The organism is Photobacterium sp. BZF1, assembly GCF_014349205.1.
Lineage (GTDB): Bacteria > Pseudomonadota > Gammaproteobacteria > Enterobacterales > Vibrionaceae > Photobacterium.
In genome coordinates this window covers 43118-60169 of sequence record NZ_JACSOF010000017.1, presented here as the reverse complement: position 1 = coordinate 60169, position 17052 = coordinate 43118, and the positions used below count along the sequence as shown (strand labels likewise).

General features: G+C 48.1%; 20 protein-coding genes. 9 read left to right on the top strand and 11 right to left on the bottom strand.

The genetic code is table 11. The features are described from left to right. Window positions 1–178: 178 nt before the first annotated feature. Window positions 179–805: a response regulator gene (locus BIZ37_RS05720; protein WP_107299265.1), complete on the bottom strand. Its 627-nt coding sequence runs from the start codon at window positions 803–805 to the stop codon at window positions 179–181. 4 nt (window positions 806–809) lie between these two features. Continuing rightward, window positions 810–2507, bottom strand: a complete 1698-nt coding sequence (gene narQ / locus BIZ37_RS05715; RefSeq protein WP_107299266.1) for a nitrate/nitrite two-component system sensor histidine kinase NarQ — start codon at window positions 2505–2507, stop codon at window positions 810–812. A gap of 382 nt (window positions 2508–2889) precedes the next feature. Between narQ and napF the strand changes: the two genes are divergently transcribed. From napF to BIZ37_RS05685, 6 genes are all read left to right on the top strand, one after another. After that, window positions 2890–3381, top strand: coding sequence for a ferredoxin-type protein NapF (gene napF, locus BIZ37_RS05710; RefSeq protein ID WP_187460661.1), 492 nt, complete (start codon window positions 2890–2892; stop codon window positions 3379–3381). Window positions 3382–3383: 2 nt separating this feature from the next. Next, window positions 3384–3656 (top strand): chaperone NapD, encoded by a 273-nt coding sequence (locus tag BIZ37_RS05705; RefSeq protein WP_107299268.1) that lies wholly within the window; start codon window positions 3384–3386, stop codon window positions 3654–3656. Next, window positions 3653–6139, top strand: a complete 2487-nt coding sequence (gene napA, locus BIZ37_RS05700) for a periplasmic nitrate reductase subunit alpha (protein ID WP_187460660.1) — start codon at window positions 3653–3655, stop codon at window positions 6137–6139. Before BIZ37_RS05705 ends, napA begins: the two co-directional genes overlap by 4 nt. Window positions 6140–6263: 124 nt before the next feature. After that, on the top strand, window positions 6264–6695 hold the full coding sequence (locus BIZ37_RS05695; protein WP_370577310.1) for a nitrate reductase cytochrome c-type subunit: 432 nt from the start codon (window positions 6264–6266) through the stop codon (window positions 6693–6695). A 31-nt stretch (window positions 6696–6726) separates the two neighbouring features. Then, window positions 6727–7302 (top strand): NapC/NirT family cytochrome c, encoded by a 576-nt coding sequence (locus tag BIZ37_RS05690; protein ID WP_187460659.1) that lies wholly within the window; start codon window positions 6727–6729, stop codon window positions 7300–7302. Window positions 7303–7322: 20 nt separating this feature from the next. Next, entirely contained in the window at window positions 7323–7457 is a 135-nt protein-coding gene (locus BIZ37_RS05685) for a TIGR02808 family protein (protein ID WP_107299272.1), read from the top strand. Window positions 7458–7526: 69 nt separating this feature from the next. On the opposite strand, the gene BIZ37_RS05680 is transcribed toward BIZ37_RS05685, so the two are convergent. The 3 genes from BIZ37_RS05680 to BIZ37_RS05670 all read right to left on the bottom strand — a co-directional run bounded on the left by BIZ37_RS05680 (window position 7527) and on the right by BIZ37_RS05670 (window position 8613). Further along, a complete protein-coding gene (locus BIZ37_RS05680) occupies window positions 7527–7709 on the bottom strand; it encodes a hypothetical protein (protein ID WP_187460658.1) in 183 nt (60 codons plus the stop codon). Between the two features lie 76 nt (window positions 7710–7785). Continuing rightward, entirely contained in the window at window positions 7786–8202 is a 417-nt protein-coding gene (locus BIZ37_RS05675; protein ID WP_187460668.1) for a DUF1499 domain-containing protein, read from the bottom strand. A gap of 63 nt (window positions 8203–8265) precedes the next feature. Further along, window positions 8266–8613, bottom strand: a complete 348-nt coding sequence (locus tag BIZ37_RS05670; protein WP_187460657.1) for a DUF2956 domain-containing protein — start codon at window positions 8611–8613, stop codon at window positions 8266–8268. A gap of 494 nt (window positions 8614–9107) precedes the next feature. On the opposite strand from BIZ37_RS05670, the gene BIZ37_RS05665 reads away from it, so the two are divergent. Continuing rightward, complete coding sequence (locus tag BIZ37_RS05665) at window positions 9108–9569, top strand: DUF2919 domain-containing protein (RefSeq protein WP_107299274.1); 462 nt, start codon at window positions 9108–9110, stop codon at window positions 9567–9569. Window positions 9570–9574: 5 nt separating this feature from the next. Continuing rightward, window positions 9575–9985: a hypothetical protein gene (locus tag BIZ37_RS05660; protein ID WP_187460656.1), complete on the top strand. Its 411-nt coding sequence runs from the start codon at window positions 9575–9577 to the stop codon at window positions 9983–9985. Window positions 9986–10068: 83 nt separating this feature from the next. On the opposite strand, the gene BIZ37_RS05655 is transcribed toward BIZ37_RS05660, so the two are convergent. Beyond that, window positions 10069–10380: a hypothetical protein gene (locus tag BIZ37_RS05655; RefSeq protein WP_187460655.1), complete on the bottom strand. Its 312-nt coding sequence runs from the start codon at window positions 10378–10380 to the stop codon at window positions 10069–10071. Between the two features lie 316 nt (window positions 10381–10696). Here BIZ37_RS05655 and BIZ37_RS05650 point away from each other — a divergent pair, with 316 nt between their 5' ends. Further along, window positions 10697–11593 (top strand): Dyp-type peroxidase, encoded by an 897-nt coding sequence (locus BIZ37_RS05650; protein WP_187460654.1) that lies wholly within the window; start codon window positions 10697–10699, stop codon window positions 11591–11593. Between the two features lie 350 nt (window positions 11594–11943). Here BIZ37_RS05650 and crr read toward each other — a convergent pair whose 3' ends face one another. From crr to cysZ, 5 genes are all read right to left on the bottom strand, one after another. Beyond that, window positions 11944–12453: a PTS glucose transporter subunit IIA gene (crr, locus tag BIZ37_RS05645; protein WP_187460653.1), complete on the bottom strand. Its 510-nt coding sequence runs from the start codon at window positions 12451–12453 to the stop codon at window positions 11944–11946. A gap of 40 nt (window positions 12454–12493) precedes the next feature. Further along, window positions 12494–14221 (bottom strand): phosphoenolpyruvate-protein phosphotransferase PtsI, encoded by a 1728-nt coding sequence (ptsI, locus tag BIZ37_RS05640; protein WP_107299279.1) that lies wholly within the window; start codon window positions 14219–14221, stop codon window positions 12494–12496. Between the two features lie 53 nt (window positions 14222–14274). Continuing rightward, window positions 14275–14532 (bottom strand): phosphocarrier protein Hpr, encoded by a 258-nt coding sequence (ptsH, locus tag BIZ37_RS05635; protein WP_007466533.1) that lies wholly within the window; start codon window positions 14530–14532, stop codon window positions 14275–14277. Window positions 14533–14846: 314 nt separating this feature from the next. Then, window positions 14847–15815 (bottom strand): cysteine synthase A, encoded by a 969-nt coding sequence (gene cysK, locus BIZ37_RS05630; protein ID WP_187460652.1) that lies wholly within the window; start codon window positions 15813–15815, stop codon window positions 14847–14849. A 395-nt stretch (window positions 15816–16210) separates the two neighbouring features. Next, entirely contained in the window at window positions 16211–16984 is a 774-nt protein-coding gene (cysZ, locus tag BIZ37_RS05625) for a sulfate transporter CysZ (RefSeq protein ID WP_187460651.1), read from the bottom strand. Window positions 16985–17052 lie beyond the last annotated feature (68 nt).

The window sequence follows — 17052 nt, the reverse complement described above, 5'->3', positions numbered from 1 at the left end:
TAGTTATACCAACTCCCCTGTGAGCCGATAAGCGTTCCCCGCCTCTCACAGGTATTTTGTATATCATTGGCATCCCAAGTTAGTACCACACGGCTAGTATCAACAAGCAGGGGCGAGGTACTGCACCCCGCTAACACCATACCTGACAGTAAAACGGCTAGAACCCCAGATTTTCCCATTACTGGCCTTGTGACTCCAAGTAAAGCACGGTAGCTGCGGTCCTTGATTTAACTTGTAGCTTCTTCAGCAAGCTCTTCATATGGACCTTTACCGTTGCCTCTGAAATGAACAGGTTATCGGCAATCTGCTTGTTGCGGTAACCTTTTGCCACTTCTTTAAGGATTTGCATCTCACGGTCGGTCAGAGTATCGAGTAGTGAGTCCTGTTCGGCACTGTCGGCTAGGTACTCGCGGACCAGATCACTGAAAGCCTGGCCACCGCTCATCGCTTCTTTGAGTAGGGCAATAAGTTGATCTGGCTCGGTATCTTTTAGCAGGTAGCCATCAGCGCCGGCGTTGACCAACGCCTTAACGTCGGAGCGGCTATCGGAAACGGTCAATACGACAATTCGGGCCTGGATCCCTTCGGCGCGCATTGCATTGAGGGTATCAAGACCAGACATGCCTTTCATATTGAGGTCAAGCAGGATCAAATCCGGCTCTTTTTCCTGAGCGAGCAGGACGGCATCAGCGCCGTTGCTGGCTTCACCAACCATCTCGAAATCGTTTTCAAAGCTGAGAAGTTGGCTGATCCCCCTGCGCATTAACGGGTGATCATCAACAATCATAATTTTCCAACACGTCATATTGTTATCCTTGGGATTCGGGCTGAAATTGAAGGGTGACTTCGCAGCCAGTGCCCTTGGTTGTATTAATTTCCAGTGTACCGTGAAGGCGTGACGCCCGCTCGGTCATAATTGCTAGGCCATAATGATTAAGCTTTTCATCGGCCGGGTTAAAACCTATTCCGTCATCGCTGATAGTGATAGTAACGGTATCCAACTCTTGCAGGCAGGTAACAATGATTTCATCTGCCTGGGCATGTTTGATTGCGTTTAGCGCTGCTTCCCTGATCAGTTGCAATAAGTGCACCTGGTGATGGGCATCCAAACTCAGTGATGAAAGTTGGTTATCAATGATCAGCAAAGCGTTACTCTGCTCTTCCAATGGTTTTAGCATCTCTACCAATGCTTCACCAAAATTTGCTTCTTTGATTGTCAGGCGGAACGTGCTCAATAACTCCCTTAACTGGGTGTAAGCCCCTGATAGCCCATGATCAATATCACTGATGATCGCCATCGTCTGTTGCTGATCACCTTGGCCAAGTTGCCTTTTTAGCAGAGTAACTTGGATTTTGAGATAAGACAGTGATTGTGCCAAAGAATCGTGAAGTTCACGTGCAATCGTAGCACGCTCCTCCATCAATAATAATTGCTCTGATTGTTTCTGGGCGCGATTGTAGTAGATCCCCCTGGCCAAGGTACGGGAAATGTTCTCTATCAAACTTTTGTCGGGGCATGGCAGGGTGTCTTGCCACCACAGTTGGCCGAGTACTTGGCCGTCGAGCTCAAGGTCATGGTAATGCCAGTTATTGCCAGATGGCTCGCCTGCGGTGATTTCGGTGTTGTTGCCGCTGCTTTCTTCGATGATAAGCTTGGCTGCCGTCAGTCCTTCAATATCAAGCAAAGTTTCGAGCATCACCGCAAAGTTTTTGGTGCTCAGGCGACTTTGCGAGAGTTCTTGCGAGCAATCATAGAGGACCTGCAGCGAGTCATTGGCTTGGCGCAGGCGCCGGGTTTTCTCATCGACTTTCATTTCGAGGTTGCGGTACAGCTTGCCAAGCTCTGTCGCCATGGTGGTAAAGGTGCCGGCGAGGATACCCAGTTCGTTGTCGCTTTTGACGTCGAGCGTGAGGTCGAACTTCCCTTCCTGGATTTGTTCGCTGGCGGTCACCATCTGGTTGAGTGGGGTGACGATCTTACGCTGGGTAAAGTGGATGGTGAACAGTGCAGCGATAAGGATCAGGCTCAAACCCAGCCCGCCAACCACTGAAAGCACCTGTAGCTTGATGATCGAAAATTCTTGTAACTCGTAGACAAATTGGTCGATCCGGTCGACAAATTTCGCTACTTCGCTGAGAAATAACCGCTCGTTGCCATCATGCAATAAGGGGTGCAGATCTTCCCAACGGCCGATCAGGTTGTAGTAGTGCATCTTGATGTTGGTCGGTACCGTCCAGTGCTCCAATGCTGCCATGGAAGGCGAGAACAAGGACTTTTCGAACATATCCAAATGAGCTTCAAGGTGGGGGGACTGGGTTTGGATATCGTAGGCCAAACGGTAGCTCTGCATCCGCAATGATCCGGATACATTGACAGCTTCGGCATCGTTCAAACTTGATGCAAGGGTGAGCAGGGCAAAGCTGGTGGTAACCACAGAAAGAAGCAAGATTGCGAGCATGGCTCTGGCAATCGTTGTAGTGACGGGCTTTAGAGGCCTATTTTTCACAGATTTTCCTTTTAAATCGTTATCTTAAAGATAAGGAGAAAACGTTTTTCTGTTTAAGTCTGGTCTATATTTAATAGACGGAATGGTGATTTTCAATGCAATTGAGATAAATGCTAGCCGCTTCAAAGAAAACTTGGCTTTTTTATACTGAGAGGGCACGCATTTGAATTTATTGATCCAAGACAAATTTAGCCCCTAATTAGCCCTTACTAGGTATTTAAGCATTTATTACGGGATTTACACTTGTCGTGTAAAAAAATGACAGCTTGTGAATATTTGTTGTAATTCATTTTGACTGTTAATTGGTACGCCTTGTTTTATATAGCCAAGCTGCTGCCCGTAATCACTATTTATTAATAATATTTTACGAAGGATTGAGTCAATGTTTGATCGTTCCCGTCGTCGGTTGTTGACGCGGCGTCGCAAGCCTGACCTGCAGCGAATGCCCTGGGTGGTCGATGAAGAAATCTTCACCGATAGCTGTACCCGGTGCAACAAGTGTATCAATGCATGTGAAACACAAATTATTGCCAAAGGCGATGGTGGTTTCCCTACCGTCGACTTTCAGCGTGGTGAGTGCACATTCTGTTACCGCTGTGCAGAGGCTTGTCCCGAGCCGTTGTTTCAGCCGCAATCAGAGCAGCCATGGCCTTTGGTGGCACAGGTTAATGAGGGTTGCCTGGCCCACCAGAATATTGAGTGCCGAAGCTGTGGCGATGCCTGCGAAGTGATGGCGATTCGGTTCAAACTGCAATTGGGCGGCGTTGCCCGCCCGGAACTGGATACCTCAGTTTGCACAGGATGTGGCGGTTGTGTGTCGGTTTGCCCGACATCGGCGATCACCATGGTGAATCACAATAACGAAGAGAATTAGCGATGGCATTACAAGAAGTACACATTTCCAGCTTGGTTGTTCATGTAAAGCCGGAATATCTGGCCTCTGTCAAAGAGCAGATCGCAGCAATGCCGAATGCAGAAATATACGGCGACAGTGAAGAAGGGAAGGTCGTAGTGGTTCTGGAAACCGAAAACCAGGGCTATGTGACTGACACAATAGATAAAATCAATAATTTAGAACACGTTTTAACCACTTTTTTAGTGTATCACCAAATCGAACAGTTCGACTCGCAATCTGAGGAAGATTCATGAAAATGACAAGACGTGCGTTTGTGAAAGCAAACGCCGCTGCATCGGCAGCAGCCGTAGCGGGGATCTCGCTGCCAGCATCAGCAACTAACTTAATTGTTAGTTCTGACGAAACCAAAATTAAGTGGGATAAAGCGCCTTGTCGTTTTTGTGGTACAGGTTGTTCAGTACTGGTTGGTACGCAGAATGGTCGTGTGGTTGCGACTCAGGGTGACCCTGAAGCTGCCGTTAACAAGGGCCTGAACTGTATCAAGGGTTACTTCCTATCGAAGATCATGTACGGCAAGGATCGTCTACAGACACCTATGCTGCGTATGAAAGATGGTAAATTCCATAAAGACGGTGACTTCCAGCCAGTATCTTGGGATCAGGCATTCGACGTGATGGCTGAGAAGTGGAAAGAAGCGCTGAAGAAGCACGGTCCTTCTGGTGTCGGCATGTTCGGTTCTGGCCAATGGACGGTAATGGAAGGCTATGCGGCATCGAAAATGATGAAGGCAGGCTTCCGTTCTAACAACATCGACCCGAACGCCCGTCACTGTATGGCGTCTGCGGTTGTTGGCTTCATGCGTACCTTTGGTATCGATGAGCCGATGGGTTGTTATGATGACTTTGAAAATGCAGATTCGTTCGTGCTTTGGGGCTCGAACATGGCGGAGATGCACCCAGTATTGTGGACCCGTTTGACTGATCGCCGCCTGAGCAACCCACACGTTAAAGTTAACGTGCTATCGACTTACTACCACCGCTCATTCGAGTTGGCTGATAACGGCATGATCTTCGAGCCACAGACCGACCTTGCGATTGGTAACTTTATTGCTAACTACATCATCCAGAATGATGCGGTTAACTGGGAATTCGTCAACAAGCACACCAACTTCAAGCGTGCTGATACCGATATCGGTTACGGACTACGTGACGAAGACCCTCGCCAGCAGAAAGCGAAAAACGCTAACTCTGGTGCAATGCACGCGATGACGTTCGAAGAGTACAAGGCCTCTGTTGCTGAGTACACTGTCGAGAAAGCCTCTGAAATGTCGGGTGTATCGCAGGATAAGCTGATCGAGCTAGCGAAGCAGTACGCAGATCCTAACACCAAGGTGATGTCACTGTGGACCATGGGTATGAACCAGCACACCCGTGGTGTGTGGATGAACAGCTTGGTTTACAACATCCACCTGCTAACCGGTAAGATCTCACAGCCTGGCAACAGCCCATTCTCCCTGACAGGCCAGCCATCTGCGTGTGGTACAGCGCGTGAAGTGGGTACTTTTGCCCACCGTCTGCCTGCTGATATGGTCGTGGCAAATCCTAAGCACCGTGCGGTTGCTGAGAAAATTTGGAAACTGCCTGAAGGGACAATTCCACCGAAGCCGGGTTACCACGCCGTATTGCATGACCGTATGCTAAAAGACGGCAAGATGAATGCTTACTGGGTAATGTGTAACAACAACATGCAGGCCGGTCCAAACATTAACGAAGAGCGTCTACCGGGTTACCGTAACCCAGAGAACTTCATTGTTTGTTCAGACCCATACCCAACAGCCACAGCGCAAGCCGCTGACCTTGTTCTACCAACCGCAATGTGGGTAGAGAAAGAAGGTGCTTACGGTAACGCAGAGCGCCGTACCCAGGCATGGTACCAGCAGGTTGAAACCCAGGGCGAGTCTAAGTCTGACCTTTGGCAGATCATGGAGTTCTCCAAGCGCTTCAAGGTTGAGGAAGTGTGGGGCGAAGAGCTACTGGCTAAAGCACCGCAGTACCGTGGCAAGACCATGTACGACATCCTGTTCCGCAACGGCCAGATCGACAAGTTCCCAATGTCTGAAGCCCAGCCATTGAACGATGATGCAAAAGCTCAGGGCTTCTACGTACAGAAAGGCCTGTTCGAAGAATATGCAGCATTTGGTCGCGGCAAGGCACACGATTTGGCGCCATACGACACCTACCATCAGGTACGTGGCCTGCGCTGGCCGGTGGTTGACGGTAAGGAAACCAAGTGGCGCTTCTCGGAAGGCCATGACTCCTACGTACCAGCCGGTGAAGGTTTCCGTTTCTACGGCCATAAAGACGGCAAGGCAAACATCATCTTTGCACCGTTTGAGCCAGCACCAGAAGTGCCAGATGAAGAATATGACCTATGGATGTCAACGGGCCGTGTTCTAGAGCACTGGCACACAGGTACCATGACGCGTCGTGTTCCTGAGCTTTATAAAGCAGTACCAGATGCGCTGTGTTATATCCACCCAGATGATGCTGAGTCGCGTGGTCTACGTCGTGGTGATGAAGTACTGGTTGCTTCTCGCCGTGGTGAAGTGCGCTGCCGTGTTGAGACCCGTGGCCGTAACCGTCCACCTGCGGGCTTGGTATTCATCCCATTCTTTGATGCCCGTATTTTGGTGAATAAGTTGATTCTTGATGCGACCGATCCGCTCTCCAAGCAGACCGACTTCAAGAAGTGCCCTGTGAAGATCACCAAAGTATAAATAGCAACAAATTGAAGAGGTTGGTTGTCTGGCACTTTGCCGGGCAGCCCGACCTTTACCTGAATTTAGCCTCTAGGCGGAGAATACAATGAAACGATTAGTTCTAGCAGTAATAGCATTTGGCATGATGCTGGCTGGCGCTGTACACAGTGCAGAAGAGCTGCACAACCCGGGTGGTATCGGTGGCCTTGAGTCACTACGTGGTGCCAGCGAGTTGGAAGCGACACGAGCGGCGGATCCGATGAAGCGTTTCCCTCGTGATCAGGGCACGATCGACAGCGATTATGTTTACCAGCCACCTTTGGTTCCGCACACGATCCGTAATTACGAAGTATCGAAGAATGCCAATAAGTGTCTGGCTTGCCACAGCTGGAAAAATGCTAATGAAATGGGCGCGACCAAGATCAGCGTGACTCACTACCAGTCACCGCGAGAAGGTCAGGTGTTGTCTGATGTGTCACCGGCACGCTACTTCTGCCTTCAGTGCCACGTACCACAGGCTGACGCTAAGCCATTGGTTGAAAATGACTTCCAGCGTGTTGATGCGTTGCGCTAATTATAGCCATCAGTGCTAAAGGGGCTATAAAATGAAACTATTGAAAGCATTTTGGCGCAGGTTCTCCTCGCCGAGTAAAGTGGCGGTCGGCCTGGTGTTGTTCATGGGCTTTATGGGCGGCTTGCTGTTCTGGGGCGCATTCAACACCGGTATGGAAGCGACCAACACCGAAGAGTTCTGTGCTGGCTGTCACGCACCGATTGTCAAAGAAATCCGTGAAACCGTTCACTTTGCCAACCGCTCTGGTGTTCGTGCGATCTGTTCTGACTGTCATGTACCGCATAACTGGACCGACAAAATTGTGCGTAAGGTACAGGCTTCGAAAGAGCTGGTGGCTCACGCAATGGGAACCATTGATACCCAAGAGAAGTTTGAGGCACGGCGGAGCCACTTGGCTAATCGCGAATGGCACCGGATGAAAGAAAATGATTCGCAGGAGTGTCGTAACTGTCACGAATTCGAGTACATGGACTTTTCCGAGCAGGGTAGCCGCAGTGCCAAGCAGCACTCAACGGCGCTGGCATCGGGTGACAAGACCTGTGTAGATTGTCACAAAGGTATTGCCCACAAATTGCCTGACATGTCGGGTATTGAAGGCTGGCAGTAAGCCTCAGATAAGGAGCAACAATGAGTACATTAGAATCAATCTTCTGGCATGTACTGGGCTATGCGGCCATGCCTGTTATCATCCTGTCTGGTTTTGCTGCGGTAGCTGTGATTTGTGTCTGGCTATTGTCGTTGGGCAAGGACAAAAATATCTAGCAACGAGATTTCGTTGTATATGTAGCAAAAGCCATGCTCTCGAGCATGGCTTTTTTAATGCTTGGAAAGCTATTTGGCGTGGTACCAGTGATATAACCCCAAGGCAATCAAGAAGAGCCAAAGGCTGTAGATAATAACCCATAGCGTCAGAGTGTTCATGGTGCCGGGTAGTAAAAGTGACTCGGCAAGGTTAACTAACACCATGCTCAGGAACCCCAGGATGCCGAATAACAAAAAACTGGCAATACTCATAGCGATCTTTCATCAGGAAACTAGTTTGATTTTAGATCTAAATGAGAACTATTTACAGTTGTTTTATTACTCTGGGTCAGTTTTTCTTCAGATATCCTGCTTCATTCAATAGTGCTCGGAATTGCTCTGCCCGTTCGCGGTTAACACCAAAATCAGAGTATCCAGTACGAGATTCAGATCGGACGGTAAGTTGGCCTGATTGCCGCTGTACTTCAAAATCATCAACAAAACGGAATACTGTGCTGGTGCATTCAATATGCAGGTAGTCCTCGGTACGTTTGGCTAGGGAGGCGCCGGGTAGGGTGAGGGCGAGTTGCTCGATATCTGCCCATTGCTCTAACCCTCTTTCATTGAGCTCAAAGGGGGCTAAGGCGTGCTCTTCACGGCTATCCAAGGTGCTGACACAGTTTGGCTTCTCGCCGCAGACTTGGTTGACTCTAACGGCGTTGCTATGGGCCGAGTCTGGGCTGCCACAACCGGTCAGTATGGCCATAAGCGCGACTAGAGGGATATAACGAAAACCTTGTTGCTGGATCATCCATGACTCCTTATGTGGTTAACCGAGTTGGAGGAAGCTAAAAAATCCAATCCAAGAAACAACCAGCAACAACCAAGGTAGCCAGTGCTGCTTGCTCACAACCACTTGTTCTTCTGCAGCAGCATCTGTAGTGGTTTGTTCGATGTCTTGCGTTTTGTCTCTTGCTTGTTTCTTACGTAACTTATCTCGTTCGCGGGCTTTGGCTTTCTGCTGTTTCTTGTATTGCTCGATACCGTGCTGGATCCCCTGTGCGATCAGCTTGGTTTGTTCTTTGCTCTGTCCGGGTTTCTGTGTTGCTCGCGCAATCTTCATTGCTTCTGCTTGGGTTTCTGGGGAAGGGGTCCCTTGACTCTTCTTGGTGGCCATCGTTTGTCCTATGAATGGGGTCTTTGGCAAGATTATACCGTGACATCAGAATTTGGCACCTTGCTGTAACTTCCCCCTCCAAAAGAGGTAGGAATCTTACATCAGCTGAATAAAATATGAACAGGGTGTGATTTGCGTTAATATTCATTAACATCATGAATTTCAATGGTTATTAAGTTAAACTGCTGGATGTTCAGCATATTTATTTCTGATGTGACTTTTGTAATAAAACTAGAAAATTCGTCAATCTCATCCCACAAAACGTGATCATTGCGACAAGACGGATACCCAAATAGTGCGTTGAACCACAGAATTTACCTCTTTGGGTGGTAGTTGTGAGCAGATAGATTAAGGTGGGCCTAACAGTGAACAGTGTTGTTATATCGGCCCCAGTCATTGAATTATGCCCATAGCTGCCAATAACGAATTTAGCTATTGAAATACTAGAGGCAAAGCTCCATTGCATATCATGCAGTGAGAAACGGGGAAAGTGAGTGTTATATCCGATAGACGCCTATGACAAGCATGGCTTGTTGAAACCATCTGCCATGCTATGGCTTTGCTGGTTGTTCAGTGCCAAAGGCTGGGTGATTTTTGTCATGGCGGGCGCAAGCCGCCAGCAAGGGGCCCAAGTCTTGGAGATTTTATATCCATTGCGAGAGAACCTATATCTGGCAATGCTATTAGGCCTTCCGGCCCTTATCTTTATGTGGATGGCCGGATACCGACATAAAAACAAAAAACTAATTAATTACGTATGGCTGCACGGGAGGGGAATCCTGTTGCTGAGCTTTACGACAGATTGTGTTCTGCAAATGTACCAACTGATGCTGACCCATGGGGCCTTCAGTTGGACCCGAGCAATCAGCTTGCTGCTGACATTCTGGCTAGGAGGGTACCTGCTCAGAAGCTCAAGGGTCAGAAATACATTCGCGGACAAGCCCGTAGAGAGGTAAGTACAATGAATGATTGGGGTAAAGGGTTGGTGCTGTTCAGCGCACTGCTAAGCCCGTTAGCCATGGCCGATTGGCTACTCGATGTCAATTTCGAACTGACTGGTGCGACAGGAAATACCCAGTCGGTCAATACATCTTTGTCGCTGCTGCCAGGTGAAGAAACTGTTTTCTTCGGTAGCAGCATCGACAGTGAACAAAACAGCCGTGAACTGGTTGGCAGCGCAGAGTTGCTGGAAGTCTCAGCGGAAGAAGTGAAGATCGCCTTTAAAGTTCAGGAGCGACTTGATGATGGCGGTTGGCGTACACTGGTGTCTCCAACGCTCTCTACTGGCCTAAATGCACCAACCATGTTTGAAGGGTTGGATAATAACGGCGATCAGCAAGTGAAGCTTCAGGTGGAAGTAACGTCGGTATAAGGTTTCTATCTACCTCTCGAATTGAAAAGCCCGCAGTCGAGATGCGGGCTTTTTGCATTTACAATAAGGTAAAGGCAAAAGTACTACACAGCGGTATCAAGGACATTACCACTGCCTGTTCCCGGATCAGGGGTAATGCTCTGGCTGTAAAAGTCCGGCTTTGGCTGGTGGTCGTTGATAGCATCAGCCACTTTCTTCTTGATGATTAAACGGTCTTCCTGAGTTTGCGCTTTGTTATCGGCGGAGATCACTACGGTGTCAGGATCCTTTTTCGGATCATCTTCGAATTTATTCGTACTGCTTTGATGGGTGTCTATCAGTTTCTGTGTCTGTTTGGCTTGGTAAAGGGTGCCAGCTACATCTTTGGTCGGAAATGATGATGAACCTGTCTCCACGATCTAGTCCTTGTTATTGGTATCAGCTAATGTGTTGTGTTTGTATAAATTTTACTCCAGCATAGCAGGTCAAAATAGACACAAGTTGAACATTTCAGCATTTTTCAGCATCTAATCCGTTCAGTAATGGCGGTAAGGTGGCAGAAAGATGCTTGAGGTGGTAGCTAAAGTTATTGAAAATCTCTATAAAACACATATTGATTTGAATTATGTAATCCCTCTCTGCTGATAACGATCAATTTTCCGAGCTGTATTCTCGATATACTTTAGGCTGCATAACGCTGGTACAGCAATGATAATAAATTAGGAGAAAAATATGGCTACGGCACAACCTTTGATTTTGCCTGAAGCAGGACCATTTGCACTGTATGTTGTTATGAAGGCAACAGGTGATAACAAGGCACTTGTTGAGCGCTGTCAGCAAGTCCACACATTGGTTGAAGAAATCAACAACCAACAGCCAGGTGCCGAGCTACGGGCGAGTATCGCGTTTGGTAAGACATTTTGGGCATCACTTGAAAAAGGCATGCCGGCAGAGTTCGATGACTTCACACCACTAGGTGAAGGTAAAGTGACAGCACCGGCAACTGGTGGTGATGTATTGCTTCATGTTAACTCAAGCCGTCACGACTTGAACTTCTACCTGCTGCGCCAGTTCGTCTCACCTATTGCCGAGCATGTTGAAATCATGGATGAAACGTACGGTTTCAAATACCTAGATTCGCGTGATATGACCGATTTCATCGACGGTACCGAGAACCCTAAAACGCTGGAAGCCCGTCAGGATGTCGCCTTGATCAAAGAAGGTGATTTTACCGGTGGTAGCTTTGTGATGCTGCAGCGTTTCGTTCATAACCTACCGGCCTGGAACCGCCTGAATATCCAAGCGCAGGAAAAAGTCGTCGGCCGTACCAAGCCTGATTCTGTGGAGCTTGAAGACGTACCTGCAGCTTCGCACGTAGGCCGAGTTGATATCAAAGAGGAAGGCAAGGGCCTTAAAATCGTTCGTCACAGCCTGCCATACGGCTCTGTAAGCGGCGATCACGGCTTACTGTTCATTGCCTACTGCCACACCCAACATAATTTCAAAGCCATGCTAGAGAGCATGTACGGCCACACAGACGGCAAGACCGACCAACTGCTGCGCTTCACTACCGCTGTAACCGGTGCTTACTTCTTCGCCCCGTCGGTAGAGATGCTGAATTCGTTGTAAGAACGGAAGAGCAAAAGCGGTTCTAAGGCCCTAAGGCCCTGTGGAGCTAAACTTTGAGTGAATCCTCGATCCTTGATCGGGGATTTTTTTTACGAGATGGTTCTAGGAGAAACGGGGACCTAGGAGAAGCCGGCCCTAGGCTCTAGGAATAACGAAAAGCAGAAGCTTGATTTATCGCAGTTATAAGAGAATGCTGCCTGCAGGACCACAGGACCACAGGACCACAGGACCACAGGACCACAGGACCACAGGACCACAGGACCACAGGACCACAGGACCACAGGACCGTTCTTCCAACAAACAAAAAGCGCCGCCCGAGGGCAGCGCTTTTGGCAAAGATTGTGACAATCTTACTTCTTGATGCGAAGAACTGGAGTTTCACCTACAGTTGTTGCGCCAGAAAGTTTGTTCAGCTCTTTGATTTCGTCCATGTTAGAGATAACAACTGGAGTCAGAGTTGACTTCGCTTTCTCTTCTAGAAGTGCTAGGTCGAATTCGATGATAGTGTCGCCAACTTTAACAGTCTGGCCTTCTTCAGCGATGCGAGTGAAGCCTTCACCTTTCAGTTCAACAGTGTCGATACCGAAGTGAACGAATAGCTCGATGCCGTCGTCAGACTCGATTGAGAAAGCGTGGTTAGTTTCGAAGATCTTGCCGATAGTACCGTTTACTGGTGCAACCATTTTGTTGCCAGCAGGTTTGATAGCGATACCGTCACCAACGATTTTCTCTGCGAAAACAACATCTGGCACATCTTCGATGTTTACGATTTCACCAGAAAGTGGTGCGATGATTTCGATAGCACCAGTTTCAGTGTTGTCATCAGAAACCAGCTTCTTAAGTTTGTCAAACAGACCCATATCGTTGCTCCTAAGCGTTTTTATTCTATCTGCAGCTATATTAGCAGATGGTCTTTTCTGCGATGAATTTTTCTACGTGAGCTTCAATTTCAGCAGCAGTAGGCATAGCAAGCGCCTGCTCAGCCATTGCTTTAACATCAGCAAAGTTAGCGTTGCGGATAATCTTCTTAACGCGAGGAATCGAAATTCCACTCATGCTGAATTCGTCCAGACCCATACCTAGTAGAAGTAGGGTTGCACGCTCATCACCCGCTAGCTCGCCACACATACCTGTCCACTTGCCTTCTTTGTGAGAAGCGTCGATAACTTGCTTAATCACAGTTAGGACAGCAGGTGATAGTGGGTTGTAAAGGTGAGAAATCAGCTCATTACCACGGTCAACAGCAAGAGTATACTGGGTTAAGTCGTTAGTACCAATACTAAAGAACTCAACTTCTTTTGCTAGGTGGTGAGCAATCGCTGCAGCAGCAGGGGTCTCAACCATTACACCGATCTCGATGTTTTCGTCGAACGCGTGGCCTTCAGCACGAAGCTCTGCTTTGTACTCTTCAATCGCAGCTTTCAGTTCGCGGATTTCCTCAACAGAGATAATCATCGGGAACATGATACGGATCTTACCGTGCGCAGATGCACGTAGGATGCCGCGTAGCTGGTCACGTAGGATTTCGCGACGGTCAAGGCTGATACGAACCGCACGCCAGCCTAGGAACGGGTTCATTTCTTGTGGCAGATCCATGTACGGTAGATCTTTGTCACCACCGATATCCATAGTACGGATGATCACTGGCTCGCCGTGCATTGCTTCCGCAACTTCTTTGTAAGCTGCGTACTGCTCTTCCTCGGTAGGAAGTGCATCGCGGTCCATGAACAGGAATTCAGTACGGTAAAGGCCAACACCCTCACCACCGTTACGGTTAACGCCGTCACAGTCTTTAACTGTACCGATGTTACCGCAAACTTCCACTTGCTTGCCGTCAAGCGTGATAGCTGGCAGGTCTTTTAGCTTAGCCAGTTCTTCTTTCTCGGCAACGTGTGCGTCACGGATCGCTTTGAATTTGGTCAGTTCAGCTTCAGATGGGTTGATAACAATCGTGTTGTTGATTGCATCAAGAATCAGCATGTCGCCATTCTTAACCTGAGCTGTAATGTCGTTAGTACCTACGATTGCAGGTAGCTCTAGAGAACGCGCCATGATAGAGGTGTGCGACGTACGGCCACCGATATCAGTGATGAAGCCAAGAACGTAATCTAGGTTGATTTGCGCAGTTTCAGAAGGCGTTAGGTCGTTAGCAACCAGGATAACTTCTTCGTTGATAGCGCTTAGGTTTACGATGCTGATACCCAGTGCGTTTTTCACAAAACGGTTACCGATGTCACGGATGTCCGTTGCGCGCTCTTTTAGGTATTCATCATCCAATGACTCTAGCGTAGATGCTTGCTCTTCGATGATAGAGTGAATCGCAAGATCTGCAGACGCATTGTTGTCTTTAATGAAGGCTATGATTTCTTCTTCAAGCTCTTCATCTTCCAGCAGCATGATGTGGCCTTCAAAGATGGCTTCCTTCTCTTCACCGAAGGTTGCACGTGCTTTTTCTTTGATAACTTCTAGTTGCTCAGAAGATTTTTTTCGAGCATCGAAGAAACGCTGAATTTCGTTCTCGATTTGGTCTGCAGCGATTGGAGCTTTGTTTAGAACAATCTCTTCTTCCTGCAGTAGTAGTGCTTTACCAAAAGCAATACCAGGAGATGCCAGGATACCTGAAATCATAGCCTTACCTTAAATTGACTTAAAACTAGGGGAAGTAATAAACGGACTGCGGATTAGTGCAGTTCGTCCATTAGAGCAACTAGGTGGTCAACAGCTTGTTGAGCTTGAGCACCTTCAGCAGAGATAGTTACTACTGTGCCTTTTACTAGACCTAGAGTCTGAAGCTTGAATAGGCTCTTAGCGCTTGCGCTTTTGCCGTTTGAAGTCACTGTGATGTCAGCGTCGAAGCCTTTAGCTTCTTTAACGAACTGAGCAGCTGGACGAGTGTGTAGACCGTTTTCTGCAGTGATCTCAACTTGCTTCTGATACATTTTTCACCCCGATATAGATATTATTTATTTAATATTAACGTAACTGAAAGTAAGCTTAACCTGTTTATGCTAAGCTCGCTATCTGGGATTATAAACTACCCAACAGTTCGGTGTTTGAGATTAATCCAAGTCAATTTTTTGTGACTTTTCTCTCTGTTCCAACCTCTAGCCGCCCGTTTTTTGACCGCTTTATTTTGAAGCTAGAAATAAAACACAACGGATTTATATTAAAGCTACGGCCAAAATGCAACAAAAAAGCCCCCCATAGGGAGGCTTTTGGGTAACATTCGTTACGTCAACATGTGAAAGTGTGATCACTGTTGGGTTTCTTTTTCTGTAAAGATACCGGCAAACAGTGCTGATGATAGGTAACGCTCACCTGAACTTGGTAGCACAACAACGATATTTTTACCTGCAAATTCTGGACGTTCAGCAATGCGGTTTGCTGCTACTACTGCTGCGCCAGAAGAAATACCTGCTAAGATACCTTCTTCTTCCATCAGGCGACGTGCCATATCAATTGCATCTTCTGAGCTAACGCGCTCAACTTCATCAATCAATTCAAGATCTAGGTTGCCAGGAATGAAGCCAGCACCGATACCTTGGATTTTGTGCGGAGCCGGTTTGATTTCATCGCCATTCAACGCTTGGGTAATAACTGGCGATTCAGTTGGCTCTACGGCAACAGTGGTAATGGCTTTGCCTTTTTGCTGCTTGATATAGCGGCTAACGCCTGTCAGCGTACCACCGGTACCCACACCTGATACAAAGACATCGACTTCGCCGTCAGTGGCATCCCACAGTTCAGGGCCGGTTGTCTTCTCGTGGATCTCAGGGTTGGCAGGGTTGTTGAACTGCTGAAGCAGTAGGTACTTGTTTGGGTTCGAAGCAACAATTTCTTCTGCTTTTTCGATCGCACCCTTCATGCCTTTTGGCGCTTCAGTCAGAACAAGGTTTGCACCTAGGGCTTTAAGTAGTTTACGGCGCTCAAGGCTCATGCTCTCTGGCATAGTCAGCGTTAGCTTGTAGCCACGAGCAGAAGCAACAAACGCAAGAGCAATACCTGTGTTGCCACTTGTTGGTTCAACAAGCTCAACACCTTCTTTCAAAATACCTTTCTTCTCGGCATCCCAAATCATATTGGCACCGATACGACATTTAACGCTGAAGCTCGGGTTACGGGCTTCAACCTTAGCCAAGACGTTTCCTTTACTTACTCGGTTAAGGCGAACGAGCGGAGTATTACCAATAGTCAGGGAGTTATCTTCGTAGATCTTGCTCATTGTTGTCGTTCCTTCGTAACGCGTTTAAAAACATAAGACACGTTAAGCATAACCCTTATATAGGGTTTGCAAAGTAATTTGTGGTTATATCTTATTGTTATATGGGACTGTTGGTATCGCCGAACAAGTTTCAAGCAGAGTAAGCGGTGAGTGGAGGGCAAGAGTAGGATGGAGAGGTATTTGGTCCTAGGAAAAGATGGTCCTCGGCCCTAGGAAAAGCAAAGCGAGAGCTTGACGTATCATAACAATCGACAAATTCTGCCTGCAGAACCACAGAACCACAGAACCACAGAACCACAGAACCACAGAACCACAGAACCACAGAACCACAGAACCACAGAACCACAGAACCACAGAACCCAAACTAAAAGAACAAAGTTTGGGTTCTGCCTAGATCAATAAGCCTTGTGCTGCTCGCGGTAATGGTCAACCCACATAGCCGTTGCGCCGCATACTGCTACCGGCATTACGAACAGGTTGAGGATTGGGGTCATGGTGCAAAGCATTACCAGGCTACCAAAGCTTAGCGATGTGCCGCGTTTGGTTTTCAGGGCATCGCGCATGGCTGGGAACGGCACCTTATGGTTGTCGAACGGGTAGTCGGCGTATTGGATGCTCATCATCCAGGCACTGAACAAGAACCACAAAACTGGGCCTACAGTCTGACCAATGGCCGGGATCCACATTAGGATAAACAGTCCAATGGCTTTTGGTAGGTAGTACTTTAGCTTGATCCACTCGCGGTGCATGATCCGAGGTAGATCTTTCATCACGCCGGTGATCCCGGTATCCGGGGCTTTTTGGCCAGTTAGCTTGGCCTCCAGATGTTCGGCGAGCAAACCATTGAACGGTGCGGCTATCCAGTTGGCAATGGTACTGAACAAATAGGAGAAGGTGACTAGGGTGGCAATAGCAATTAAAGGCCACAGCAGGTAAGACAGCCAATCTAGCCAGCTTGGCAGCTGGCTCATCCAGCCATCAATCCAGGTTCCCAGTTGGCTGAGCACTAAGCCAAAGGCTGTGCCAAACAGCACAATGTTAATCAATAGAGGAAAAAGGACAAAGCGACGCGTTCCAGGTTGGGTCGCCAGTGAAATGCCGCGAAAGAAATAACCGGCACCACTTATTGGGGCTGTTAGCTGGGGGCGAGGCTGCCGGGTAGATTGCATATAGGCTCCTTGGCAAGTCGAAAATGGGTTAAAGATGTAATCATTCTTGGCCAGATAGTAACGGTGAT

Bases quoted from the DNA above. Each gene is read 5' to 3' on its own strand.
- BIZ37_RS05720 (WP_107299265.1), bottom strand. From the start codon at position 805: ATGACGTGTTGGAAAATTATGATTGTTGATGATCACCCGTTAATGCGC.
- napF (WP_187460661.1), top strand. From the start codon at position 2,890: ATGTTTGATCGTTCCCGTCGTCGGTTGTTGACGCGGCGTCGCAAGCCT.
- BIZ37_RS05705 (WP_107299268.1), top strand. From the start codon at position 3,384: ATGGCATTACAAGAAGTACACATTTCCAGCTTGGTTGTTCATGTAAAG.
- napA (WP_187460660.1), top strand. From the start codon at position 3,653: ATGAAAATGACAAGACGTGCGTTTGTGAAAGCAAACGCCGCTGCATCG.
- BIZ37_RS05695 (WP_370577310.1), top strand. From the start codon at position 6,264: ATGATGCTGGCTGGCGCTGTACACAGTGCAGAAGAGCTGCACAACCCG.
- BIZ37_RS05690 (WP_187460659.1), top strand. From the start codon at position 6,727: ATGAAACTATTGAAAGCATTTTGGCGCAGGTTCTCCTCGCCGAGTAAA.
- BIZ37_RS05685 (WP_107299272.1), top strand. From the start codon at position 7,323: ATGAGTACATTAGAATCAATCTTCTGGCATGTACTGGGCTATGCGGCC.
- BIZ37_RS05680 (WP_187460658.1), bottom strand. From the start codon at position 7,709: ATGAGTATTGCCAGTTTTTTGTTATTCGGCATCCTGGGGTTCCTGAGC.
- BIZ37_RS05675 (WP_187460668.1), bottom strand. From the start codon at position 8,202: ATGGCCATACTGACCGGTTGTGGCAGCCCAGACTCGGCCCATAGCAAC.
- BIZ37_RS05670 (WP_187460657.1), bottom strand. From the start codon at position 8,613: ATGGCCACCAAGAAGAGTCAAGGGACCCCTTCCCCAGAAACCCAAGCA.
- BIZ37_RS05660 (WP_187460656.1), top strand. From the start codon at position 9,575: ATGAATGATTGGGGTAAAGGGTTGGTGCTGTTCAGCGCACTGCTAAGC.
- BIZ37_RS05650 (WP_187460654.1), top strand. From the start codon at position 10,697: ATGGCTACGGCACAACCTTTGATTTTGCCTGAAGCAGGACCATTTGCA.
- crr (WP_187460653.1), bottom strand. From the start codon at position 12,453: ATGGGTCTGTTTGACAAACTTAAGAAGCTGGTTTCTGATGACAACACT.
- ptsI (WP_107299279.1), bottom strand. From the start codon at position 14,221: ATGATTTCAGGTATCCTGGCATCTCCTGGTATTGCTTTTGGTAAAGCA.
- ptsH (WP_007466533.1), bottom strand. From the start codon at position 14,532: ATGTATCAGAAGCAAGTTGAGATCACTGCAGAAAACGGTCTACACACT.
- cysK (WP_187460652.1), bottom strand. From the start codon at position 15,815: ATGAGCAAGATCTACGAAGATAACTCCCTGACTATTGGTAATACTCCG.
- cysZ (WP_187460651.1), bottom strand. From the start codon at position 16,984: ATGCAATCTACCCGGCAGCCTCGCCCCCAGCTAACAGCCCCAATAAGT.